Here is a 23,128-nt window from a genome sequence, read left to right as displayed (position 1 = left end):
GTCACGGCGCGTCGAAATTGTGCAGGGTCTGGTTTGTCCCCTCACTCACCGTGACGTAGCCGGCCCCGTCCGGATGGAAGGCGATCGCCTCACCCTGGGATTCATTCGGAACCGCCGGCCCCATAGCGGGCTGCTGGCTGAACGGCGACCAGGCGCTGCTGTTCGGGTCCCGATTCCACAGCAGCACATCGCGATAGGTGCGGACGGCCAATTCCGAGCCGTCGGGTGAAAAGTCGGCGCTGGTGACGAGTTTCGAGTTGGTATGCGACATGTCCAGAGTCGCGACTTGTTGCAGCGTCGCATCACCGGAACTTCCCCACGCAGTTGCCGGAGCGGAATAGACGCGGGAACTGTTGGCACTGGTCTTCTCGATGACCATCAGGTTGCCCGAACGCGGATCGACGGCCAGCGACTCGGAATTGATCTTTTCTCCATTGGGATAGACAAGTCGAAGCTGATCGACTCCCGTCAACGTTGTGTTCGTGGGGTTGGTCGCCGTGCCGGTCACCGTCGGCTCGGGGACGCGGTAGATGACGACATCGCTGCGCGACAATCCGTTGTCGCCGATGTCGCCCACATAGATGTAGGACCTGCCGTCGGCCGCGGTGGCGACCTCGATGTCTTCCCAGTCGACAGCTTTCGCGCCACCAAGCGTGTAGCTGCCCAAGGTTTGGCCGGTCTTTGCGTCAACGGCGAAGATTCGCGCCGAGTCCCCCGAATCATTATGCACCCAAACAACATTAGGATTTCTGATGCCGGCGTCGACGCCCGATATCTCCTTGAGGGCACCGTCGGTGATGGTTCCCCCGTTCGACGAGGCGAGGTCGCCGGAACGGGCCGCGTCGACCGCGTTCTGACCGGGATCAACCGGCCCGCCGGGATCCGGCGGACCACCCGGATTGCCGGGCGCACTGACCCGGGTGCCGGGCGCCCCGGTGGAACCGGCATGGCCGGCCAGCCGTCCGCCGGCGCCGCCGGCTCCGCCCGGGCCCGGGTCGGCTCCCGAGCCGCCCATGCCGCCGTTGCCGCCGTCACCGATCAGCTGGGCGGGGCCGCCGACACCGCCGGCGCCGGCCGCGCTGCCCGGCACACCGGCCCCGCCGGGGCCGCCGCTGCCGCCGTTGCCCCACAGCACACCCCCGGCTCCGCCCCGTCCGCCGGGCGGGGCCCCCGAAACGCCCGAAGCGCCAGCAACACCGGCACCGCCTCGGCCACCGGCGCCGCCGTTGCCGATCAGACCGGCGCTGCCGCCGTCGCCTCCGGCCTGACCGGCCCCGCCCGAGCCGCCGTCGCCGCCATTGCCGTACAGCAACCCGCCCGGACCGCCGTCGTGCCCGGTGCCGGGCGCCCCGTTGGCACCGTCACCGATCAGCGGACGACCCAGCAGGGTCTGCGCGGGCGAGTTGATCAGGTTGAGCGCCGCCTGCGCCAGCGGATTGGCGTTGGCCGATTCGGCGGCCGCATACGATCCCGCACCCGCCGTCAGCGACTCCACGAACTGCTGGTGAAAATCGCTGACCCGCGCGCTCAGGGCCTGATATTCGCCGGCATACGCGGCGAACAGCGACGCCACCGCCGCCGAGACCTCGTCCTCAGCGGCTGCCGGTATTGCGGTGGTTGGCAGCGCTGCCGCCGTGGTCGCGGACTGCAGCGCCGCGCCCATGGTTGCCAATTCGGTCGCCGCTGACGACAACAGCTGTGGAACCGCCACCACGTACGACATCGACGCTCCTCCAGCGAGCTATATAATCAATCGCTTGATGGTATCGGTCCGAAGCAGGTCCCGGTGTCGCTATCAACCAAATAATCAATCGATTGATAGTATGTCGTCCCGCTGTTCTGGGGAGCCATGTTGGATGCGAGGGATCCATGAGAAGCCGCGCCGCCATTCTCTACGAGTACGGCCGCCCGTGGACGGTCGAAGAGTTCGACCTGGATCCGCCCCGTTCCGGCGAAGTCCTGGTGCGTCTCGCGGCCACCGGGTTGTGCCACTCCGACGAGCACATCCGCCAGGGCAGGCTGGCTCCCCCGGCAGAAACGCTGCGTTGCCTGGGGCTCCCGGCGATGTCGCCGACGATCGGCGGACACGAAGGCTCGGGCGTTGTGGTCGAGGTCGGCGAGGGAGTCCGGCGCTTCGCGCCCGGCGACCATGTGGTGACGTCGTTCGTCGCCGTGTGCGGTCAGTGCCGATGGTGTGCCTCAGGCATGGAATACCTCTGCGACACCGGAGCCGGGACGCTCGCACCCGGCATGCCGACCGACGGCACATTTCGCCACCACACCGTTGACGGGCGCAACCTGGGACACATATCCAAGATTGGAGCGTTTGCCGAACACACCGTTGTGTCGGCCGATTCGCTGGTCAAGATCGATCCCGGTTTCCCGTTGGTGCCCGCCGCGCTGCTGGCATGCGCAGTTCCGACCGGATACGGTTCGGCGGCCCGCCGCGCCGGGGTGCGCGGTGGCGACACCGTGGTGGTGATCGGCGCCGGCGGGATCGGCACCGCGGCCATCCAGGGCGCGCGGATCAGTGGTGCCGCCCGCATCGTGGCCGTCGACCCCGTTGAATTCAAGCGCACGTCCGCGCCGGCATTCGGGGCCACCCATGCGGTGGCGACGGCGCCCGAAGCGCTCGAGTTGGTGCGCGAACTAACCCACGGCGTGATGGCCGACGCCGTCGTCGTCTGCCCCGCGATGATAGAAGCGGCCGACGTCGACGCGGCGCTGAAGCTCACCCGCAAGGGCGGCACCTGCGTGCTCACCGGCCTGCCCGCACCAAAGACATCGTCGGTCGACCTCACCTTGCAGGATTTCATTTTGATGAATAAGACGTTGTGCGGCACAGTGTTCGGCTCCTGCAATCCCAAGAGCGACATTCCGCTTCTGGCCGGGCTGTACGAATCCGGGCACCTCCTGCTCGACGAGATGATCACCAAGCGGTACGCGCTCGCCGAGATCAACAACGCCTACGCCGATCTCGCCGCGGGTGAATTGATCCGCGGAGTCATCGATTTCGACTTGGGCTGAGACGCGCTCGGTCCCGCGTTTCCCAACGGGCAGGCGGTGGTTCATGAAAAGTGCCCGCCGCAATCGCCCGGTGGGACGCTTCTCGTAGGCTGTGTCGGCTCGAGTCGGGCGACGTCCGTCATCTGTCGACTCACATGCTCACCGGGTCGAATGCTGCCGTGCTGCCGTGCTGCCGTGCTGCCGTGCTGCCGTATCGAGCGTGCTGCCGTGCTGAGCGTGCTTGCCGTATCGAGCGTGCTGCCGTGCTGCCGTATCGAGCGTGCGGTTACGGCTTTGAGCGTGCACGCAGGGCGGGGATTTCGCGGTCGGACCGCCATGGCGGCACGCTCGACGCCGTCAGCTCACACCCGACGCCCTGGCGGCACACTCGACGCCCTCAGCTCACGCTCGGCACCAGCGAGACGGCATCTGCGGCAATCAGGATGACGGGCCACGGTGTGCCGCGGACCTAGGGCCGAACAACGCGCCTCTGACCAATACCTTGGCCGAGCTCAGCGCCGCCTGGTACTCCTTAGGCGGCAGGGTGGCGGCCAACTCGGTCAACCCGTAGATGAGTGCATAGATCGCCTCCACCGTGGCCTGCGGATCGGGATCAGCGAGTTCGCCGCGCTGATGAGCGTCCCCGACGATGCCCTCGATGATCTCGCGGAACGTCGTGAATCCGCGATCACCCACCTCGGCGGCCGCGGGCCAATCGGAGCCCACGATGTTTCCCGCCCGGATCGCCCACTCGAAGGCGGCCAGATCCGGGTATTCACGCATCAATTGGCCACATTCGTCGAGCACTGCTTCGATCCGCTCGACCACGTCGCCGGGGCCTTGCGCCGCCGTTCGCAGCCGTGGCATGGCGGCCTCGGCCCTGGCCGCGATCGTCGCCTTGATCAGTTCCGACTTGTTCGGAAAGTAGTTGTACAGGCTGGCGCTGGTCATGTCGGCCATCCGGGCGATCTCGCGGATCGTCGCCTGCGAGTAGCCGACCTCGGCCACGCACCGCATCGTCGCAACGATGATGCGCTGGCGGGTCTCCTCGCCGCTGGCGCCGACGGGGCGACCAAGCTGTGCCCGGGTCATGGTGGGGGTGTTCCTCACTGGCATGGTTGGCCGCCCTGGAGGGCGGCATGGTTCGACACGGTCGAATATATTCGACTGATCGATTAGTTCCGGCGTCCGCGCAGGCGGACGGTGGGTGACCGACAGACCAACGGAGGACGCCGCGCGGCATGACCGTTAGCTCTTCTGCGTCGGGGTCTCAATTGGGCCGACCGGTGGGCGCACATGGTGAGCAGACTCGGCAACGGATCATCGCCGCGGCCATGCGCTGCGTGGCCGAGGTCGGCTACTCGCAGGCGACGATCCGCGAGATCGCCCGAGCGGCCGACATGACCAGCGGCAGCCTTTATCACTATTTCCCCAACAAGTCCGAGCTGCTCAACGCGACCGGCGAGGAGATCGAGCAGATCGTGTTGCCAAGGCTGCGTGCGGCCGCAGCCCAATCCGACGACGTCGTCGACCGACTCGATGCGGTGCTGGACGAGTCGACACGGCTGATTCACGACTACCCATACCTGGCGGCGTTCCTGCGCGCCGTCCGCATCGAAAGCAATGCGCGGTCGTCGCGCGGAGGTCCGAAGTATCCGGGTTCCAAGGCGCTGCGCGATGTCGTCAGCGAGATCGTCGCGGACGCGCACGGGCAAGGTGCGCTGTCCCCGGACACCGGTCCGACCGGAGCGGTGGAGGCCATCTGCGCGCTGACGCGCGGCCTGTCCGAGCAGGCGGCCAGTTTGGCGCCGGAGGCATACGAAGCCACGCTGGGCTCGGCAAAGAGACTGATCCGGGGCACCTTGTTCACGGGTGCCAGCCACCCGGTCAGCGGGCAGTGATGAGCCTGCTCACCGCACTACGGCTGAACATGACCAATATCGCCGATCCTGCCGGCCGCCACACCGGTCGCTACCAGGCCGCACTGGAGATGGCCGAGTTCGCCGATACCCACGGCGTCACCGCGGTCAGCGGCGAGGAACATCACCTGTCCAGGACCGGTTGGCTGCCCTCGCCGCTGATTCTGGCCGCTGCGGTCGCCGGGCGCACCCGCAGCGTGCGGATCAGCATCAACGCCCTCATCGTCCCGCTCTACGATCCGATTCGGCTCGCCGAGGATATCGCCGTGCTGGACAACCTGGCCCGGGGCCGCTTCAGCGTGGTAGCCGGAATGGGTTACCGGCCTGAGGAATACCACGCCGTCGGCAAGGACTGGCCGCAACGCGGCGCATTGATGGATCGCTGTCTGTCGGTGATGCTCCAGGCGTGGCGCGATGAGCCCTTCGAGTATGAGGGCGCACTCATCAACGTCACGCCGAAGCCGCATACCCGCCCCCATCCGATCGTCTTCGTCGGCGGCATGACGGCGGCGGCAGCCAAGAGAGCCGCGCGCTTCGGGCTGCCGTTCTCGCCGCCGATGGCGATGCCCGAACTTGCGGCGGTGTATCAGCGTGAGCTGCGCAACCAGGGCAAACAGGGCTTTGTCTATCACCCCGAAAACGGCAGTACCGTCACCCTCCTGCACCCCGACCCGGACGAGGCCTGGTCCCGTTACGGCAGTTACATCATGAACGAGACCGCCGAATACAGCGCCTGGAAGCGGTCGGGCGTGCCCCGACCCAACGAGCAGCCGGCCGGCTCGGTCGAGGAGCTGCGGGGCCTGAACAACGTCGAGATCCTCACACCCGAGCAGTTGATCGGCCAGATTCGCAGCGGCCGAAGGGAAGTCGTGATGAACCCCCTCGTCGGCGGGCTTCCGCTCGACGCCGGCTGGGCCAGCCTGCAGCTGCTGACTGACGAGGTCTTGCCCCACGTCTGACGCGGCCTGACGGCGTGCTCCAGATAACAGGATGCCGACCCAGCCGCGTTCAACACGACATATCGATGCTGGTAATGGTACGGTTCGCTGCTGTGGTGGCTCCGTTCTTCGTTATCGGCATCCCCGATGTGGGTATGCCCGGTTCGCCACCTGCCCGGCTGCGCGGGCGTTCGATTGCGACCGTCAAATGTCAGAGCTGAATCGTCGCCGCTTCCTGGGGTCGCTCGCCGCCGCAACGGTCGTCGGCGTGGGTGCGGCCCGGTGCATGGTCGAGCCCCAGCCGCGCACCTTCGCGCAGACCCCGGTGGCTGCCACGCCGACTTCCGGCCCGACCGTCGCCGGTTTGTTGCCACCGCCACCGCCGAGTGCGCGCATCCGGTTGCCCGGCGGCGGCGTATTGAGCCAGCTTCCCGGTAACGGCGACTTGCTTGCGCTGACGGTCGACGACGGTGTCAATACCGAGGTGGTCCGCGCCTACACGCAATTCGCCAAGGACACCGGCGTGCGGTTGACGTTCTTCGTCAACGCAACGTACGACTCCTGGACCGACAACATGGCGCTGCTTCGGCCGCTCGTCGACTCCGGGCAGATCCAACTCGGCAACCACACCTGGTCGCACCCGGATCTGACGACGCTGTCGAAAGGCGAGATCGCTCAACAGCTCACCCGTAACGACGAATTTCTGAAGAAGACGTACGGCATTGGTGCGAAACCGTATTGGCGTCCGCCGTATGCAAAGCACAATGCCGCAGTTGACGCGGTGGCCGCCGACCTGGGCTACACGGTCCCCGTGCTGTGGTCGGGCTCGTTGTCGGATTCGACATTGATCACCGAGGAATACATCGTCAAGATGGCCGATCAGTATTTCGTCCCGCAGGCCATCGTTATCGGCCACCTCAACCATCTGCCGGTGACCCACGTCTATCCGCAACTCGTAGAGATCATCCGCGCCCGCGATCTTCGTACCGTCACTCTCAACGACGTATTCCTGAGAACCCCGTAGTCGGTACGCGCGTAAAGCGTTGCCATCCAATGTGTTTTAGCTAGCCGGGTAGCCGCCCGCGCCGACACCCTGCGCATTCCAGGTTGCCGGCAGCATCGGAGCCCGGGCACTGGTGCCGAACCCGTCATCGACCACTTGCGATGCATAGTGAGTCAGCCCTGCGGGCGAGGAAGAAGCGAGCGTGCCGCCAGCCCCGGCAAACCCCGCCGTTCCAGTACCGGGAGCTACCACCGAGAGCGACGCACCAGAAGCACCCGGTGCCAATCCGGCCAGCGCGCCGAGTTGGGGTATCGCCGCGGCCGGTGCGGCAACGGCCCCGACAGCCGGGAAGGCGCCCAGTCCCGCCGCGGAACCGATAGCCGGGAGCATGCCGGCCGGCAGGCCGTACGGAAGCGCAACCGACCCGCCGGTTGCGCCGGCGATGACCGCGCCCAGCATCGGCCAGATCTGAAAAGCCTGGTACATCAACGGATAAAGCATCGGGGCCAATTTCACGAAGGTGGCGAACGGATCGAGGAGCAAGTCGTTGATCTTGTTCACCACCGGGTGCACCATCAACATGACCGCCTCGTGAAAACTCCAGGTGTCGGCAGAGGTGCATACCTGGCATAGTTCCCACACCCGCATCAGGTCCATGACCACCGCCTCGAGCAGGTGCCAAGGGACCCCCACCGCCGCGGACGCCGCAGCTTCGGCGCTCGAATCGATATCGGGTTTGACCACCACCGGAGCGGGCGTGGCGGGCGGTACCGAGGCCAACGCGGTACCGGCGACTGCCTCATAGACGCACATCGTGGTGGCGGCTTGGATCCACATCCGCACATAGTCGGCCTCGTTGAGCGCAATCGGGATCGTGTTGATGCCAAAGAAATTCGTTGCCACCAGCGCTGCATGCATGGCGTGGTTGCCGGCCAACTCGGTCGGTGTCGGCATCGCATCCAGGGCGCTGACGTAGGCCGCCGCCGCGACCTCGTGCTGAGCAGACAGCCGCGCACTGTCGACACTCGTCTCGACCAACCAGGCCAGGTAGGGCAGGTGAGCGTCCGCGTACCGCTGGCCGCTGGAGCCCTGCCACGCGCCGGCTTCGACCATCTCCAACACCGCAGTGAGTTCCTCTGCCACCGAAGCATATTCGTCGCTCAACGCTGTCCACGCCGCGGCGGCCTCGTGCAGCGGGCCGGGACCGGCGCCGCTGCTGAGCAACGCCGAATGCACCTCCGGCGGCGTCGCCGTCCAGACCGGCGCAGCAAGAACCACTCCCGATGTCACCGTGCAGACTCTCCCATCCCATGTCGACGGCAGGCACCCGGTCAACGACGGGAGCAGCCGATTACCTCCGCGGGACTTTAAATCTGACCGAACATAACTGTTGCGGAATGCCGGGTTACGAAAGCGTGTCTGCACGCCGTGAGTAGTCTGTGAGTCAGTTGTCCGGTAGCTGTGTCACAGGTGATCACGCGGTCTTGCGTCGCGGCTTCAGGCGGGCAACCCGGGCACGGATGTCATTGCTGTGCTCGCCGAGGCGCGGTGCCCTGGTGCGGTAGGTCACCGGTGTGGCGGATAGCTTGATCGGGCTGGCCACCTGGCGACCGAGTGCGTCGCCGTCCTCGGTATCGCGGATCGGGTGCAGGCCCAGCCGCTCGGCCAGGGCAACGGCTTCGGCGATGTTGTTGACGGCGCCGGCGGGAATTCCCCGTGCCGGGAGGGTTTTCGTCCAATGCTCGGCCGATTCGGTCGCCAACGCGCCTTCCAGATGCTCGCGCAGCAGGGCGCGATTGCGCACCCGCGATTCGTTGGTGGCGAATCGTGCGTCTCGGGCCAGGCCGGGGATACCCAACGCTTCGCAGAGCCGACCGAATTGCTTGTCGTTGCCGACGGCGAGCACGATCGTCCCGTCGCCGGTCGGGTAGCTGTCGTAGGGGGCGATGCTGGCGTGTCCGTTGCCCATTGCCCGCGGAACCTGTTCGGCCAGAACGAATCCGGCCGACTGGTTGGCCATCGCGGCCAGCAGTGCCGACATCAGATTGATCTCGACATGTTGGCCACACCCGGACCGGTCCCGCTCGCGCAACGCAGCGAGGATGCCGACCGTGGCAAACAGTCCCGCCAGGACGTCCACCAGAGCGGCGCCGACCTTGGTCGGGCTGTCGCCGTCGGCCCCGGTGATGCTCATCAACCCGCCGAGCGCCTGGACCAGCAGATCGTAGCCGGCCAGTTCGCGTCCCGCCGCGGTCCCGAACGCCGAGATGCTGCAGTACACCAGCGCCGGGTTCGCCGCCCGAACCACGGGCTCGTCCAGGCCGAAGCGCGCCATGGTGCCCGGGCGGAAGTTCTCCACCAGCACGTCGGCGCGTTCGGCAAGGGCCCTGGCCACCCGCAGGTCCTCGGCATCGCGCAGGTCGAGCACGATGCTGCGTTTGTTGCGGTTCACGCTCAAGTAGTAGGCGCTTTGGTCCGCGACGAATGGCGGACCCCAGGCTCTGGTGTCGTCGCCACCGGGTGGTTCGATCTTGACGATCTCGGCACCCAGGTCACCGAGGGTCATCGTGCAGAACGGTCCGGCCAGCACCCGGGAGAAGTCGGCCACCAGCAGCGACGAAAGCGGCTGTCCTACAGAGCCATTCATCATGTCCCGACCGGACCGAACATCGCCGGCGCCTTGCCGTTACTGCGCGACACCGGAGTAACACCGAACCAGATCCGAAGGGCTTGCGGAGCGATCTCGGCGGCGCGACTCTCGAGTTGGTCGAGGGTCAGGCTGCTGATCGGATGGGTGGCGACGGCAGGCTCCAGACCCGACATGCCGCGCGATTCACGCTGCAGCCGGGCCTCATGCTCGAACTCGGTGGTCACGATGACCACGGTCGGCACCCCCGCCTGTTCCAGCCGCACCGCGTCGTTGACGCACGCCGAGCAGCATGAGCCGCAGTCGCCGATCGCGGTGAGCGCGATGTCGTTCTCCGCCGCGATCCACCGGATCAACTCGGGGTCGGCATCCGAGGAGAAATGGCGCTTGTCGTAATAGGTGACCGAGGTGAACGTCAACCCGGCGCTTGCCAATTCACGCACGGTGGCCCGCAAGAGTTTGGCGGCGTTCCATTTGGTGTTGCTCAGCACGCCCAGGCGCAGCCCGACGACCCGGTTGGGTCGAGGGGCCATGGGGATTGCTGCCACCTCGATCACGCCGCACGGGTCATAGGCAAAGTCGGTCATCGGGGTTCTCCTTCGTCGAGTTTGTCGGGAATTTCACAGGCGGCACGAGCCGTCGGAGCACTCGAGGTCGCGTCCGCTTCCGGCGGAGCCGACGATGTCGTCCTCAACGGCGCGCAGCACCGGGGTGGTCGCGGTGCTCCAGCCGGGCAGGAAGGCCGAAAACCGGCCCGCGGATCCGCCCACGACGAACAGGTGAATGTCGTCTGGGGTGAACACGATCGGCACCCGCCGGCCCGACTCGCGCGGATACCACTTCGGCAGGTTGCGGTTATAGGTGCGACCGCCGGGTGGTGCGTACCGGTTGCCGTAGCTCACGTCGTCCCAGGTGTTGGTGCCGTTGAGCCACAGATAACGACGGACGTCGTCGCGGGTCCAGCCGAAGGAGGCGATGGTGTGCGCGTGCTCCACACCGATGACCACCGTGCAGGAGCCGCCGAGCACCGCGTTGTTGTGGGCGATCGTGCTCATCGCCGAGGCGATCGAGTCCAGAATCCCTTGCGGGTCATCGGAAATGTGGTTGGTCACGCTGTGCGGGGCTTCGGCCCCGATGACCAGCACGGTGCTCTCGTCCGGGGCGTAACCGTGCTCCACGTGATACGGAGCCCACGGGCTGGCCGCTTCGTTTTCGGCGATGCAGAACGTGTACTTGCCGGGGTGGCCCAGGGTGCTCTTGTCCAGTTCGCCGGGAATACCGCCGCCGACGGTGAGCATGATCAGGCGAATCGCTCGGCCGATGGTTGCGTTGGCGCGGTTACCCGAACCGAATACGTTGCCGCCGGAGTTCATTCCGATTCGGCGGGCTATCGGCCCGTTGACCACGATCAGCGGCGAGACGACATGCGTGGTGGCCTGGATGCCGTTGAGGTTGAACCGCGCATCGGTCAACGCCAGCACGGCTGCCCGCACCACGGGGGCGTACTCCGGTTTACATCCGGCCATCACCATATTGACCGCCAGCAGTTCCCGGGTCAGGCTGCCCCATCGCGGCGGGATACGCGCCACCAGTTCCTCGGGCTGCCCGCCCAATACGCCCAGCACCGTCGCGACACGCTCGGGTGTCGGCGGAACCACCGGCAAGCCGTCGCTCCAGGGCTGGTTGAAGTAGTACTCGACGAGATCGCGTTCGTCGGTAAGCACGGAGGTCATGTGGTTGCCTTCCTGGTCTAGGCGCTTTCGAGACCACGGTAGGACGCCACATCTTCATCGTCCAAGACATATTGAGACAGGCAATATATTCTCAACATATGACAGACCCGGAGTTGCGCTTGCTGCGTTACTTCGTGACGGTCGCCGAGGAGCGACACTTCGGTCGCGCCGCCGAGCGACTTCACATCGCCCAGCCACCGCTGAGTCAGCAGATCCAAAAGCTGGAACGCCAACTGGGAGTGGAGCTCATCGATCGCTCCCGCCGCCCGATCGAGCTCACCGATGCCGGCCACGCCCTTCGCGCGGAAGCCGCACTGGCGCTCACCCACGCCGAGCGCGCCTTTGCCGCGGCTCGCCGGGCCGCCACCGGCCAGCTCGGCCACATTCACGTCGGCGCGCTGCAGGCAGCGGTGGACGGTGTCTTGGCGTACGTGATGCGCGCACATCGCCACCGCTACCCCGAGGTCAAACTCGAAGTCGCCGAACTCGATACTGCTGAGCAGACGACGCAGCTGGTCGCACACCGTATCGACATCGGCTTCTTGCGCGGACCGGTTGACGAGCCGTCGTTGACCATCCAGACCCTGCTCGACGACCCGCTGGCCGCGGTCGTCTGCGAGGACCACCCGCTCGCCGAACACCAGCGCCTTGCCCCGGCACTGTTGGCAGACCAGCCGATGATCCTGTGGACCAGAAGTGCGGCGGCCACCACTTACGCCGACGTCGTCGAGCTGTTCCGCGTGCACCACATCGAGCCGCCGATCGTCGACGAAGTAGCGCGAATTCAGACGATCCTCGCCCTGGTGGCATCCGGCGCCGGAAGCGCCTTATTGCCAACGTCTTTCATCAACCTCAGCCGAAGGGGAGTCCGGTTCATCCCGCTGCACGGCCCGCTGCCGTACCGCCCGCTGGCCCTGGCATGGCGTACCGCCAACCAATCACCCAGTGTGCGTTGCTTTCTCGACGTTGCCGTGGCGGAGTCGCCGCGATACCTCGAAGACCTCAACCGGCACTATCCACAACTCGCCGCCCGATCGGCGGAAAACTAGTCCTGCAGCAACCCGTCGATGAGCCGTCGCAGCACCTGCCCGATCTCGCGGCGGGCGCGTTGTTGATCCTCGGCGGTGGCGATGGCCATGGCCGCCTCGTCCAGGGCACCGATCATCACCGTTGCCAGCGGTCGCACCGGTAGCGCAGCCAACTGGCCGGCCCGGATGGCCTCGGTGAGCAACTGTTCGGTCATCCCCAGGCTGTACCGCTGGGCGACGTCACGGAAGGCGCTCCACCCCAGCACGGCGGGGGCATCCAGCAAGATCAGCTGCCGCACCTCGGGATCGCCGGACACGTCGAGCCAGGCATCGACCGCGGCGCGGATCGCGTCAGCGGGTGCGGTCGCTCCCGACGCCGCCACCAGGGTGGCCATCCGGGCCATCACATCCTGCTCGACCGCCTCCACTACGTCGCGAAATAGCGCTGCCTTGTCGGCGAATTGGTGATACATCGCACCGCGGGTGACTCCCGCCTGCTTGGCGATCTCCGGCGTTCCCACCTCCGCGTAACCGCGCGCGCCCCACAGCGTGCGGGCGGCCGAGATCAGCGCCTCGCGGGTCGCCGCGGAACGCTCTTCCTGAGTCCGCCTCTTGATTTCCATACAACCTGTCGGTAACTTACGAACAGACAGCCTGTTTGTAAGTATATCGGGATTAGGAGTCACCCATGTCGACGATCGACATTAGTGCCGGGACCATCCATTACGAAGCAACCGGACCCGCCCACGGCCGGCCCGTCGTGTTCGTGCACGGGTACATGATGGGCGGTCAACTATGGCGGCAAGTCGCCGAACGGCTTGCCGGTCGCGGTCTGCGGTGCCTGGCGCCGACCTGGCCGCTCGGGGCGCATCCGGAACCACTGCGCGCCGGCGCGGACCAATCCATCAGCGGTGTCGCCGGGATCGTCGCCGAATTCCTTGCCGCACTCGACCTGGAGGATGCGGTGCTGGTTGGTAACGACACCGGCGGGGTGGTCACCCAACTCGTCGCGGTGCACCATCGCGAGCGAGTCGGCGCTCTGGTGCTCACCAGTTGCGATGCGTTCGAACACTTTCCTCCACCCATCCTCAAGCCGGTGATCCTCGCGGCCAAGTCCAAGCCGCTGTTCCGGGCCGCCATCCAAACCATGCGGGCACCGGCGGCACGCCGGCGCGCCTACGACGACCTGGCATATGCCGACATCGACGAACTGACCCAGGCCTGGGTACGGCCGGCGTTATCCAATCCGCGGGTTGCCGAAGACCTGCGCCGCTTCTCGCTGTCGCTGCGCACAGATGTCACCACCGGCGTCGCCGCCCGGTTGCCCGAGTTCGACAAGCCGGCGCTGATCGCCTGGTCGGCCGACGACAAATTCTTTGCGCTCGAGGACGGTGAACGCCTGGCCGCGACCATTCCGAACGCCCGCTTCGAGTTGATCGAGGGAGCGCGGACATTCTCGATGGTGGACCGGCCGGATCGGCTTGCCGATCTGCTGTCCACGGTGGCGGTGCGCACCTAGCGCACCCTGGGCCCGTCCGCCCCACGATCCGGTCAAGCTTCGCCGAAAAATTTGGCGCGGCAGCACCGATACGGTGCAAGAACGGCATAGAATTCCGCTTTGTGACGACGCCGTCGAACCCCTGGGGCGACGAACGACGGAGACTCTCGCATCAGATTCCGATGCGCGATCACTTTTTCGGCCGTCACCAGGCACGACGGCTGAGCCGGCGCTTCGCCCGGGTGGGCGTCGAAATCCCACCGGGACGGCTAAGGGAAATGCTGGCCGGCATGCCGGCCTCAGACGACGAAATGACAAGTGTCAGTTTCGCTTTGATCGCCATCCGGATAAACCACGAAAACCGGGTCGCCAAGATACGACGCCTTCAGCGCTGTTGCCGGCAAGCGTTGATCTCGGTCGGCTTGGCCATCGTCGCGTTGAACTTCCTGCTCTGCATCGGATACCTGTTCCTGACGTTGACCCAGCACGCGTCGTCGTGGTGAATCACCGCCGCGCCGGACACCGGTCAGCCCAGCCTGTCCTGCGGGACGTGCAGCGATAGCCGCCATCACCGAACTCCCGGTAGCCGTACCCAGCCGGATCGGGTAGAACTACGCAGGCCAGGCGGTACGTCGATCCGCGATGCTCCCGGACATGACAACGCTCATCGGCTTTCCCAGCCCCACCGAACTGGTCGCCCGCACCCCGGCCGAGCGCGACCGCGCCATCGACGTCATCCGTATCACGGCCCTGCTTGGAGTCATCGTCGGCCACACGGTGATGGCAATCAGTGTCATCCGCGGCGGCGTACTCATCTGGGACAACCTGCTGACCACCTCGGCGGTCTTTCAGGCACTGACCTGGATCTTCCAGATCATGCCGCTGTTCTTCTTCGCGGGCGCGGCGGCGTGCCTGACGTCGTGGCGACCCGGCACCAACTGGGGCGACTGGCTGCTGAAGCGCTGCAGCAGGCTGTTTCGCCCGGTGTTCTACTACCTCGGGTTCTGGGCGATCGCCCTGATATTGCTGTATCCGCTACTGCCCCAGCATGTTTACCAGCCCATCGCCGGCATCAGCATTCAGTTACTGTGGTTTCTCGGCGCCTACGTGCTGGTGCTGGCCGCGATGCCGCTGCTCTCTCGGATCAGCACGACGGGGCGTCTGACCGCCGGCGTGGCCGCGGTCTACGCGGTCATCGCGGTCATCGACGCGGTTCGGCTGCACTGGCCCGCCGCCGCGACGCTCGGTTATCTCAACCTCGCGGTCTGGCTGATTCCCGGCATGTTCGGCGTTGCCTACCGACGCAACGTGCTCTCCGGGCGCGCCGCGCTGGGCACCGCCGCGGCACTATTCGCCGTCGACGTAGCGCTGCTTCGGTGGGGGCCGTACGAGCTGAGCCTGGTCGGTATCGAAGGACAGCGGCTGCCCAACATGAGCCCCCCGTCGCTGCTGCTGGCCGGTCACGCAATAACGTTGAGCGCGTTGGCCATCGCGGCCGCACCCGGGATTGCCCGCTGGGCCCGCCGGCCGCGGGTGTGGTGGCTGACCGCAATCGGCAATACCGGCGCCATGACGTTGTACCTGTGGCACATGCCGGTACTACTGGGGGTGCAGCTGCTCTTCGACATCGCCGGCCACCCCCGCTACCCGGGACAGCCCGGTTTCCTCGCGATCAGCGTGCAGCAGCTGTTGCTCATGGCCACCGCGATGGCACTGCTCTTCGTCGTGCTGCGGCCGCTGGAGAACAATCCGCTGCCCGGCTGGGATGGCGCACCCGCCATCACATCGCGCCGGCAGGGGACGGTAGTGGGCATGCTGCTGTGCGTGGCCGGGGCAGCGATCCTGGCCGCGGTGAAGTGGGGCCTCAAGGACGACGGGCTTGCCTGCGTGGCCGTTATGCTCGGCGCACTCGTGACTGCTCGGACCGTGGCCGCAGCACGGTGGGCAGGTCCTGCCGTCAGCGGTTGTCGCCGAGGCCTTCCCGAATTGGTCACGGCTTCAGAAGGATTGGGCGCTCCTCAAGGCGGCTAGTGTCCACCTTCGTGGTACTGGTGTGACGGGCTGGCCTAATGCGACGCCGCGTCGGGCGCCTCGGCGTCCGACGCGGCGAGCAGCATCTGCAAGCTCTTCCGAAGCTCGGCCAGGCGGCGCTGCCCCAGGATCTGCGTCCAGCGCTCTTCCGCATCGATTGCATTGGACCGCATCACGCCAAGCGCCCGACGACCGCGGGGCGTCAGCTGGACGAGTCGGGCCCGCGAGTCCGCCGGGTCAGGTACCCGGCTGACATAGTCGTGGCGTTCCAGTGCCGCAACGGCCTGGGCCACCGCCTGCCGGCTCACGGCAAGGTGCTCAGCCAGATCCGAGGCATGCAGGCTCCCGGCGGCCAAGGGCACCAGGAGCACTGCCTGCGCCGGGCGCAACCCGTCGAGGCCGGCAGCGGCGAATGCCGCTCTCAACCGCGGCGCCCCGGTTGCGGCCAGTAGTTGCACCAAGGCCGGCACGGTCGGTTCCCACTGGGCATCCAGAAGACGTCGCATAACCGAAGAGTGTCGCACTCACCGCCATATTGACAAGCTACTTGTCATTGTGCGGGCTTGGTGTCACCATTGAGCTCATGGCCTGCGGACGGGTGTGGGTGCGCACGATGATGCTGCTGGGCGCGCTGGTGACGTCGGTGGGCGGGTGCTTCGGCCCCGGACACGCGACCGGAGCCCCCGACCCGACGACGATTCCCACCGGCCAGTCCGGCCAGAGCATCCAATGGGGCGGCGAAAACCGGACTTTCAATCTGTACCGGCCGCCAGAACTTCCCGATGCGGTGCCCCTGGTGGTGATGATGCACGGCGGCTACGGCAACGGCGCACAGGCGGAACGGGCCTATCACTGGGATGCCGAAGCCGACCGCGGACATTTCCTGGTCGCCTATCCCGACGGTCTCAACCGCGCCTGGAATGCCGGGTCGTGCTGCGGCCTGCCGCAACAAACCGACGTCGACGACGTCGGTTTCATCACCGCTATGGTCGCCGCCATCGGGCGGCAGATTCCTCTCGACCCCACCCGTGTCTATGCCACCGGCATGTCCAATGGAGCCATGCTGGCGCTTCGGTTGGGTTGTCAGACAGACATTTTCGCAGCCATCGCGCCGGTGGCGGGCACGCTGTTGACCGACTGCGCACGCGCACAGCCGACGTCGGTTCTGCAAATCCACGGCACCGCCGACGACAGCGTTCCCTACGCCGGGGGACCTGGTAAAGCCTTGACGGCCAACGGAACTCCTCGTGTCGACGGTCCGTCGGTGCCGTCGGTGAACGGCACCTGGCGGAGCATCGACGGCTGCGGACCGCCGTCGGCGAGCACTGCCGGGGTGGTGACGACCGAAACCGCCGACTGCCCCGACGGACGTGCCGTCGAATTGATCTCGGTAGCCGGGGCCGGCCATCAGTGGCCCGGCGGTAGCCGCAGCCCACTGCTGGAAAGGCTGGGTCTGCCCGAACCGTCGACAGCGCTCGACGCGACCGATACCATCTGGCAATTCTTCAGCGGCCATCATCGCTAACGCTAACGCGGATGGGCTCGACGAAAATCAGTCGCCGGCCAGCTCGCGGTGCTCGATCAGGTCGCGCAGTCCCCCCGCGCCCAGGCGCTCCCGGAAGGCCAGCGCCGTATAGCCGACGGCCGTCGCGTCGGTGCGGGCTCGCACGGTCGCCGAACGTGGCAGGTGAAACAGCACACCCATTTCGCCGAAGTAGTCGCCGGGTCCGGCCACTTTCACCAATTCCTCGCCGCCGTCGGCCAATTCGTGCACGATCTCGAACTCGCCCTGGGACACCACGTAGATCTGGTCACCCATCGTGCTCTGCTCGAACAGCACCTCGCCGGCCTTCAGTTGCACCGTTTCGGGCGGCCGGTTGGTCTCGGTGAAGTCCGGGGTCAGCTCGACCACGCGATCGGCCATCGGCAGCATCCGGCTGTCATGGGTTGCGACCACCACCACCCGGTCACCGTCGGCGAGTTCCCGGATCAGCCGCAACACCTCCTCCACCTGGATGAAGTCGAGGTGCGCGGTCGGCTCGTCGGCCAGGATCAACGGCGGATCCAGCGCGATCGCCCGGGCGACCGCGACCCGCTGCTGCTGTCCGCCACTGAGATCGCCGGGCCGGTGCTTCATTCGTTCGGCGAGATTGACCCGCGTCAGCAATTCCTCGGCACGCTTGCGCGAGGCGGCGCGCGACATCCCGGCTGCCCGCATCGGAACCATCACGTTTTCCAGGGCGGTGAGGCTTGGCACCAGATTGAAGGCCTGGAAGACGATGCCCACCTTGTCACGCCGGTACTTCGCCAGCGCGGCGCCCTCCAGCGTCGTGATGTCGACGTCTTCGAACTTGATCGCCCCCGACTTCGGCCGCAGAATGCCGCCGAGGCAGGACAGCAATGTCGTCTTCCCGCAGCCACTGGGCCCGAGCAGGATCACCAGCGAACCGGCCTCCACGTCGAGGTTCAACCCGTTGATCGGCCGCAGTGCGTAGCCGCCGCTGTAGTACTCGACGACGAGGTTCTGAATACTGAGATCGCCCACCGCTCAGGGACCTCCGAACGCGAGCGCAGGATCGACGGTCACGACGCGCTTCAATCCGGCAAGGCTGGCCAGCAGGCCGATCAGGGCGGCCACCACCGGCAGCGCCAGGTAGGCCCAGCCGGGGACCGCGACGATCATCGGGAACAGCGGCGCCAATAGCTTCGACAGGATCACGCCCACCACCGCGGCGAGCAGGGAAACGACCAGCGCCTGTAATGCCAGTCCCGCCATGATCGAACGCGTCGGCGTGCCTATCGCCTTGAACACCGCGAAATCGCGCATGCGCTCCAGCGCCGAGAGGTACACCACCGATCCGACGATCAGCGCCGCCACGATCCACAGCAGGACGGCCACGATCGAGATCGAATTCACCGCAACCCGCAACGGGCGTACCAAGTCGTGGACCGCGCCCGCGCGGTCGTAGGTCTGATAGCCGTCCGGGAGCTGTCGGGGGGATCCGTCGACCCCGATGGAGGTGACCATCGGCTGCCCGTTGTAGGCCAGTTGCTGTAACCCATCGGTGGTCAGGAAGATGTTGGGGATCTTTGCCAATGCGGTCGAATTGGGCACGATGCCAACGATCCGCAAGGTATGCGCACCGACCTGCAGGGTATCGCCGAGGCGGCGGCCCAGCGTACTCGAAACCGCCACCTCGTCCGGCTTGGACGGAGCGCGGCCCTCGGAGACCTGCGGCATGCCGGGGCCATGCTCGGGCGCGCCGAAGGCGGTGACGTTTCGCGTCGAGGTGCCCTCTTTCATGATCGTCCCGACACAGCCCAGCGGTGCGGCAGCCGTGACGCCGGGCTCGGCGGCCACGCGGGCCAGGTCAACATCGGGAAACGGCGTCGAACCCAGAAACGGCCCCGCCGCGCCAGCCTTGACCACGAATTGGTCCACACCCATCGAGTCGACGGTGTGCTGGGCCTCGACCCGGAAGCCGTTCGCGAGTCCGGTCAGAACCAGCGTCATCCCGAAGATCAATCCGGTGCTGAACACCGCGATGACCAGGCGCCGTTTCCTCCACTGCATGTCGCGCAGGGCCGCGAAGAGCATTCCCAGAACCTACCAATGTCCCCGTCGTCCCGGTCCAGGTTTTGTCCGGGCAGGCGGCGTACCGGGCTGGCGACGGCGTCGAACGCCACAGGTAACATGGGCGTTCGGTCGCCGGTGGGATCTTTGGGCGCCATCGTCATGGTGACATCGCGCCGCGTTTAACTGTGCAGGATCGACGATCGACAGGGTTGAGACGACAGCCCCAGGCTTAGTAGTGGTTGTCTGGGAACTAGCGGTGTCCCACCAGCAACGGATGTGAGATACGAGCATGACCGAACAATCTGGCGATCCGGTAACTCCGACGGCTTTCGGCATCGAGAAATCCCAGGCAGATCATGCTGTCGTGCTGGCCGTTTCGGGTGAAGTGGACATGCTGACCGCGCCGCAGCTCGTCGAGGCGATACAGACCGCGCTGGCCGCCGGCCCCCCCGCCCTCATCGTCGACCTGTCAAAAGTGGACTTCCTGGCCTCGGCCGGAATGACCGTCCTCGTTACCGCCAACGCTCAGGTGGCGCCCCCCACCCGCTTCGCGGTGGTGGCCGACGGCCCGGCCACCAGCCGGCCGATCAAACTCATGGGCATTGATTCCGTGTTCCCCCTTTACCGGACACTCGATAGCGCCCTCAGCAGCCTGGCCGGGGAGTGAGGTTTGCGCGGCCCCGCAACTTGACTTCGTTGACTCGAGCGACCGCGACGCCTACCGTCGACACATACGCTACGCGCCGTAGCGTAATAATCCGGGGTTTGCCAGCCGCCGCGCGTCGCAGCCGGTGACCGGAATGAGACGCAGAGGGACGCCATGTTCGATCTGAAGATCGTCGGCGGCACCGTCGTGGACGGCACCGGCGCACAGCGTTATCGCGCTGACATCGGCATCAAGGACGGCACGATCGTCGACGTCGTCCGCCGTGGTTCCAACGATCCCGCGACGGACGGCTTGGAGATCGCCGACGCCGCCGAAACCATCGACGCGACAGGGCAATTGGTGGCCCCCGGCTTCGTCGACATCCACACCCACTACGACGGTCAGGCGAGCTGGGACGGCTTGCTCGAACCGTCGAGCGGGCACGGGGTCACGACGGTGGTCACCGGCAACTGCGGGGTGGGATTCGCTCCCGTTCGCCCCGGCCGGGAGGACTGGCTGATCACGTTGATGGAGGGTGTCGAGGACATTCCGGGCACCGCGCTGACCGAGGGCATCACCTGGGGCTGGGAGAGCTACCCGCAGTACCTCGACGCGATCGACAGCCGCACGTTCGCGATCGACGTGGGCAGCCAGCTTCCCCACGGCGCCGTGCGCGCGTACACGATGGGTGAGCGCGGGGCCCGCAACCAGCCGGCCACCGCTGACGACATCGCGGCGATGAGCCGGCTGGTCACCGAGGCGGTCGAAGCCGGCGCGCTGGGCTTTTCGACATCCCGCACGTTGGCACACCGAGCGATGGACGGCGAGCCGGTGCCCGGCACCTTCGCCGCCGAGGACGAGCTGTTCGGTCTCGGCCGCGCCATGGCCGCAGGCGGGCAGGCCGTCTTCGAGCTGGCCCCACAAGGGGCGGCGGGCGAGGACATCGTCGGGCCCAGGAAGGAACTGGATTGGATGCGGCGGTTGAGCGGCGAAATCGACCGGCCCGTATCGTTCGCGCTCATCCAGGTCGACGCCGACCCCAACCTGTGGCGCGAGCAGCTGGATCTGTCTGCGGCCGCGCACGAGACGGGCAGCCGCCTGCATCCGCAGATCGCGGCGCGCCCCTTCGGCATGATGATCGGCTTTCACGGGCACCATGCCTTCGGCCATCGGCCCACCTACCGACGACTCAAGGCGCAATGCGGCCGCGACGAGGTGGGGCAGCGGCTCGCCGACCCGGCGGTCAAGGCCGCCATTCTCGCCGAAGAAGATCTGCCTATCGACCCGACGGTGCTCTTCGACGGCATGTCCGCCTTCGTTCAGCACGCACTGGGACGTCTTTACGCTCTCGGCGATCCGCCCGACTACGAGCCCACTCCCGATCGCACGGTCGCCGCGATCGCGGCAGCGCGGGGCGAGGACCCGCTGGCGACCCTCTATGACCTGATGCTCGAGGCGGACGCGACCGCCATGCTGATGCTGCCGTTGTTCAACTACGCCGAGGGCAACTGCGATGCGATTCGGGAGATGATGTTGCACCCCGCCGGGGTTCTGGGTCTGTCCGACGGCGGGGCGCACTGCGGGATGATCTGCGACGCTTCCTATCCCACGTTTCTGCTGACCCATTGGGCGCGCGACCGCCGCCGCGGCGAGCGGTTGGCGCTGGAGTACGTGATTCGCAAGCAGTCCCGCGACACAGCGTATCTGTTCGGCCTCACCGACCGCGGCACCATCGAGCCCGGAAAGAAGGCCGACCTCAATGTCATCGACATGGACAAGCTGACATTGCATCCCGCGGCAATGGCCTACGACCTGCCGGCCGGCGGCCACCGAATATTGCAGGGCGCAAGCGGATACACCGCCACGATCGTCAGCGGTACGGTCACCCGCCGTGACGGCGTAGACACCGGCGCCCGCCCCGGCCGCCTGGTGCGCGGCGCGCGCTAGGGGGAAGCGAGGGCGAGCTATGCAACAAGTCGGTACGGCCGATGGCGGCTCAGTGGCAATTCGACAGCTCTGCGCCCGGTCTTGCTGCCTATGATGAGGCCGTATTTCTGGTCGGGTCCGCCAGGTGCGAGAGACGACGGCGGCCCCGTGGCTCTGGCCGGTCTCGATGCAGTATGTAGCGGAAGCGGATGTGTCGGCGCTAGGCGATAGGCTCTTATCCATGGGCCATCACACACACCTCGTTGAATACGACGGCGGTGTCCTAGTCGAGGAGATCTCGAGCCGCAGCGATATCAGTACATTCGCAGCTCCGCTGCACCGATTCAACGGGAAAAAGCCATGGGCTTTGTCCCTGGCGCCGCTTCCCTCGGGAATGGAGTATGCCGACATGGTGGAAGCCGGCATCTATTCCACAGAATATCTACAAGCGGCCGGAAGCAGCCCCGAGAAGATAACGATCGAAATTCGCGAGCCCGGCGGCCAACAATGGGGTGCGGATTGGGTGCGCTATGTCGTTGGTCATCCGGGATCTGGTGATGAACGTCTCGATGTTGCGTGTCACGGCTGCCCGGCATCGATGCCCCTTATCATCCTGGGTTGAATTCATCTAAGTCCGGTAGCTCGTCTTTACCCAGCACAGGTAGTTCGTGGTGGCTGTGCGGCGGTTGAACAGGATGTGGGGTGGACTCTGGCGGTAGCGGTCCGCCCCCCATGGGTCCGCCGAGACGAGTTGGTGGCTCCATGCGCGTGGCGGGTGGTGGTTCGACCGTCGCCCGGGGTCCTGGAAGCGGGCTAGGCGAGCCCCCACGCGATGCCGCCCCACCAGCGCCTCTGGTTGATCCCTCGCTGCCGCCGAACAATCCTGCGCCTGGGCTGGGCGCAGGATGTGGCGTGCTTATTAGGCGCGTCTCGACAACTTCGATTGGTTTGCCATTTAACGTGCCTCGTGCTCGAGTGCCGGAGTCGACCAGCCCATCAAACATCTGTTTTCGACGCGCCCGATCACAGTGGGCTTGGTGTCGAGCTTCTCGGGAAATGGGACCGGTCAGATCTTGCCTCGCATCGGGCGACCCGGCCGCCGACAACGCCCCCTGCTGCACTCCGCTGCGGCCATGATCCAGGACACCCGGGGGCGACACCGCGGCCGCGAACATC

22 protein-coding genes are annotated in these 23,128 nt (G+C 66.4%); 12 read left to right on the top strand and 10 right to left on the bottom strand.

The window, feature by feature from the left end:
- Position 1: 1 nt before the first annotated feature.
- A complete protein-coding gene (locus EET10_RS00645; protein ID WP_063467313.1) occupies positions 2-1,723 on the bottom strand; it encodes a PE family protein in 1,722 nt (573 codons plus the stop codon).
- Positions 1,724-1,869: 146 nt separating this feature from the next.
- Here EET10_RS00645 and EET10_RS00640 point away from each other — a divergent pair, with 146 nt between their 5' ends.
- Entirely contained in the window at positions 1,870-3,027 is a 1,158-nt protein-coding gene (locus tag EET10_RS00640) for a Zn-dependent alcohol dehydrogenase (RefSeq protein ID WP_036399315.1), read from the top strand.
- A gap of 417 nt (positions 3,028-3,444) precedes the next feature.
- Here the strand turns inward: EET10_RS00640 and EET10_RS00635 are convergent, their stop codons facing one another.
- Positions 3,445-4,098, bottom strand: a complete 654-nt coding sequence (locus tag EET10_RS00635; RefSeq protein WP_036399317.1) for a TetR/AcrR family transcriptional regulator — start codon at positions 4,096-4,098, stop codon at positions 3,445-3,447.
- Positions 4,099-4,247: 149 nt separating this feature from the next.
- Here EET10_RS00635 and EET10_RS00630 point away from each other — a divergent pair, with 149 nt between their 5' ends.
- The 3 genes from EET10_RS00630 (at position 4,248) to EET10_RS00620 (ending at position 6,887) form a co-directional block, all read left to right on the top strand.
- A complete protein-coding gene (locus EET10_RS00630; RefSeq protein ID WP_036399318.1) occupies positions 4,248-4,907 on the top strand; it encodes a TetR/AcrR family transcriptional regulator in 660 nt (219 codons plus the stop codon).
- Complete coding sequence (locus EET10_RS00625) at positions 4,907-5,884, top strand: LLM class flavin-dependent oxidoreductase (RefSeq protein WP_063467314.1); 978 nt, start codon at positions 4,907-4,909, stop codon at positions 5,882-5,884. Before EET10_RS00630 ends, EET10_RS00625 begins: the two co-directional genes overlap by 1 nt.
- A gap of 196 nt (positions 5,885-6,080) precedes the next feature.
- On the top strand, positions 6,081-6,887 hold the full coding sequence (locus EET10_RS00620; RefSeq protein ID WP_167480241.1) for a polysaccharide deacetylase family protein: 807 nt from the start codon (positions 6,081-6,083) through the stop codon (positions 6,885-6,887).
- A 36-nt stretch (positions 6,888-6,923) separates the two neighbouring features.
- Here the strand turns inward: EET10_RS00620 and EET10_RS00615 are convergent, their stop codons facing one another.
- From EET10_RS00615 to EET10_RS00600, 4 genes are all read right to left on the bottom strand, one after another.
- Positions 6,924-8,156, bottom strand: a complete 1,233-nt coding sequence (locus tag EET10_RS00615) for a PPE family protein (RefSeq protein ID WP_246013585.1) — start codon at positions 8,154-8,156, stop codon at positions 6,924-6,926.
- Positions 8,157-8,340: 184 nt separating this feature from the next.
- Positions 8,341-9,516, bottom strand: coding sequence for a CaiB/BaiF CoA transferase family protein (locus EET10_RS00610; RefSeq protein ID WP_099187885.1), 1,176 nt, complete (start codon positions 9,514-9,516; stop codon positions 8,341-8,343).
- Positions 9,513-10,100 carry a UGSC family (seleno)protein gene (locus EET10_RS00605; protein WP_063467316.1) on the bottom strand — a complete coding sequence of 196 codons (588 nt, stop codon included), beginning with the start codon at positions 10,098-10,100 and terminating at the stop codon, positions 9,513-9,515. The genes EET10_RS00610 and EET10_RS00605 overlap by 4 nt, the downstream gene beginning before the upstream one ends.
- A gap of 33 nt (positions 10,101-10,133) precedes the next feature.
- Positions 10,134-11,246, bottom strand: coding sequence for a hypothetical protein (locus EET10_RS00600; protein WP_063467317.1), 1,113 nt, complete (start codon positions 11,244-11,246; stop codon positions 10,134-10,136).
- Between the two features lie 98 nt (positions 11,247-11,344).
- Here EET10_RS00600 and EET10_RS00595 point away from each other — a divergent pair, with 98 nt between their 5' ends.
- Positions 11,345-12,295 (top strand): LysR family transcriptional regulator, encoded by a 951-nt coding sequence (locus EET10_RS00595; protein WP_051490258.1) that lies wholly within the window; start codon positions 11,345-11,347, stop codon positions 12,293-12,295.
- Here EET10_RS00595 and EET10_RS00590 read toward each other — a convergent pair.
- On the bottom strand, positions 12,292-12,897 hold the full coding sequence (locus EET10_RS00590; protein ID WP_036399322.1) for a TetR/AcrR family transcriptional regulator: 606 nt from the start codon (positions 12,895-12,897) through the stop codon (positions 12,292-12,294). The genes EET10_RS00595 and EET10_RS00590 overlap by 4 nt on opposite strands.
- Before the next feature lie 65 nt (positions 12,898-12,962).
- Here EET10_RS00590 and EET10_RS00585 point away from each other — a divergent pair, with 65 nt between their 5' ends.
- From EET10_RS00585 to EET10_RS00575, 3 genes are all read left to right on the top strand, one after another.
- A complete protein-coding gene (locus tag EET10_RS00585; RefSeq protein ID WP_036399323.1) occupies positions 12,963-13,793 on the top strand; it encodes an alpha/beta fold hydrolase in 831 nt (276 codons plus the stop codon).
- 101 nt (positions 13,794-13,894) lie between these two features.
- The gene (locus EET10_RS00580) at positions 13,895-14,275 is read left to right on the top strand and encodes a hypothetical protein (RefSeq protein ID WP_051490259.1); all 381 of its coding nucleotides are present in this window, start codon (positions 13,895-13,897) and stop codon (positions 14,273-14,275) included.
- Positions 14,276-14,426: 151 nt separating this feature from the next.
- Positions 14,427-15,803 (top strand): acyltransferase family protein, encoded by a 1,377-nt coding sequence (locus EET10_RS00575; protein WP_081260585.1) that lies wholly within the window; start codon positions 14,427-14,429, stop codon positions 15,801-15,803.
- Positions 15,804-15,838: 35 nt separating this feature from the next.
- Here the strand turns inward: EET10_RS00575 and EET10_RS00570 are convergent, their stop codons facing one another.
- Positions 15,839-16,309, bottom strand: coding sequence for a MarR family winged helix-turn-helix transcriptional regulator (locus EET10_RS00570; RefSeq protein WP_122501810.1), 471 nt, complete (start codon positions 16,307-16,309; stop codon positions 15,839-15,841).
- A gap of 77 nt (positions 16,310-16,386) precedes the next feature.
- Here EET10_RS00570 and EET10_RS00565 point away from each other — a divergent pair, with 77 nt between their 5' ends.
- Positions 16,387-17,328 (top strand): extracellular catalytic domain type 1 short-chain-length polyhydroxyalkanoate depolymerase, encoded by a 942-nt coding sequence (locus tag EET10_RS00565; RefSeq protein ID WP_036399325.1) that lies wholly within the window; start codon positions 16,387-16,389, stop codon positions 17,326-17,328.
- Positions 17,329-17,355: 27 nt separating this feature from the next.
- On the opposite strand, the gene EET10_RS00560 is transcribed toward EET10_RS00565, so the two are convergent.
- Positions 17,356-18,348: an ABC transporter ATP-binding protein gene (locus EET10_RS00560; protein WP_036399326.1), complete on the bottom strand. Its 993-nt coding sequence runs from the start codon at positions 18,346-18,348 to the stop codon at positions 17,356-17,358.
- Between the two features lie 3 nt (positions 18,349-18,351).
- Complete coding sequence (locus EET10_RS00555; protein WP_036399327.1) at positions 18,352-19,401, bottom strand: ABC transporter permease; 1,050 nt, start codon at positions 19,399-19,401, stop codon at positions 18,352-18,354.
- A gap of 268 nt (positions 19,402-19,669) precedes the next feature.
- Between EET10_RS00555 and EET10_RS00550 the strand changes: the two genes are divergently transcribed.
- From EET10_RS00550 to EET10_RS00540, 3 genes are all read left to right on the top strand, one after another.
- Positions 19,670-20,047: an STAS domain-containing protein gene (locus EET10_RS00550; protein ID WP_036399328.1), complete on the top strand. Its 378-nt coding sequence runs from the start codon at positions 19,670-19,672 to the stop codon at positions 20,045-20,047.
- A gap of 153 nt (positions 20,048-20,200) precedes the next feature.
- Positions 20,201-21,973, top strand: a complete 1,773-nt coding sequence (locus EET10_RS00545; protein WP_036399329.1) for an N-acyl-D-amino-acid deacylase family protein — start codon at positions 20,201-20,203, stop codon at positions 21,971-21,973.
- 220 nt (positions 21,974-22,193) lie between these two features.
- Entirely contained in the window at positions 22,194-22,574 is a 381-nt protein-coding gene (locus EET10_RS00540; RefSeq protein WP_051490260.1) for a hypothetical protein, read from the top strand.
- Positions 22,575-23,128: the final 554 nt, after the last annotated feature.

Source organism: Mycobacterium pseudokansasii (assembly GCF_900566075.1).
Classification (GTDB): domain Bacteria; phylum Actinomycetota; class Actinomycetes; order Mycobacteriales; family Mycobacteriaceae; genus Mycobacterium; species Mycobacterium pseudokansasii.
The sequence above is the reverse complement of the archived record's forward strand: the minus strand, read 5'-3'. Positions and strand labels throughout refer to the sequence as shown.

Bases quoted from the DNA above. Each gene is read 5' to 3' on its own strand.
- EET10_RS00635 (WP_036399317.1), bottom strand. From the start codon at position 4,098: ATGACCCGGGCACAGCTTGGTCGCCCCGTCGGCGCCAGCGGCGAGGAG.
- EET10_RS00550 (WP_036399328.1), top strand. From the start codon at position 19,670: ATGACCGAACAATCTGGCGATCCGGTAACTCCGACGGCTTTCGGCATC.
- EET10_RS00625 (WP_063467314.1), top strand. From the start codon at position 4,907: ATGAGCCTGCTCACCGCACTACGGCTGAACATGACCAATATCGCCGAT.
- EET10_RS00575 (WP_081260585.1), top strand. From the start codon at position 14,427: ATGACAACGCTCATCGGCTTTCCCAGCCCCACCGAACTGGTCGCCCGC.
- EET10_RS00545 (WP_036399329.1), top strand. From the start codon at position 20,201: ATGTTCGATCTGAAGATCGTCGGCGGCACCGTCGTGGACGGCACCGGC.
- EET10_RS00570 (WP_122501810.1), bottom strand. From the start codon at position 16,309: ATGCGACGTCTTCTGGATGCCCAGTGGGAACCGACCGTGCCGGCCTTG.
- EET10_RS00595 (WP_051490258.1), top strand. From the start codon at position 11,345: ATGACAGACCCGGAGTTGCGCTTGCTGCGTTACTTCGTGACGGTCGCC.
- EET10_RS00565 (WP_036399325.1), top strand. From the start codon at position 16,387: ATGGCCTGCGGACGGGTGTGGGTGCGCACGATGATGCTGCTGGGCGCG.
- EET10_RS00630 (WP_036399318.1), top strand. From the start codon at position 4,248: ATGACCGTTAGCTCTTCTGCGTCGGGGTCTCAATTGGGCCGACCGGTG.
- EET10_RS00610 (WP_099187885.1), bottom strand. From the start codon at position 9,516: ATGATGAATGGCTCTGTAGGACAGCCGCTTTCGTCGCTGCTGGTGGCC.
- EET10_RS00585 (WP_036399323.1), top strand. From the start codon at position 12,963: ATGTCGACGATCGACATTAGTGCCGGGACCATCCATTACGAAGCAACC.
- EET10_RS00645 (WP_063467313.1), bottom strand. From the start codon at position 1,723: ATGTCGTACGTGGTGGCGGTTCCACAGCTGTTGTCGTCAGCGGCGACC.
- EET10_RS00600 (WP_063467317.1), bottom strand. From the start codon at position 11,246: ATGACCTCCGTGCTTACCGACGAACGCGATCTCGTCGAGTACTACTTC.
- EET10_RS00640 (WP_036399315.1), top strand. From the start codon at position 1,870: ATGAGAAGCCGCGCCGCCATTCTCTACGAGTACGGCCGCCCGTGGACG.
- EET10_RS00555 (WP_036399327.1), bottom strand. From the start codon at position 19,401: ATGCTCTTCGCGGCCCTGCGCGACATGCAGTGGAGGAAACGGCGCCTG.
- EET10_RS00590 (WP_036399322.1), bottom strand. From the start codon at position 12,897: ATGGAAATCAAGAGGCGGACTCAGGAAGAGCGTTCCGCGGCGACCCGC.
- EET10_RS00540 (WP_051490260.1), top strand. From the start codon at position 22,194: ATGGGCCATCACACACACCTCGTTGAATACGACGGCGGTGTCCTAGTC.
- EET10_RS00605 (WP_063467316.1), bottom strand. From the start codon at position 10,100: ATGACCGACTTTGCCTATGACCCGTGCGGCGTGATCGAGGTGGCAGCA.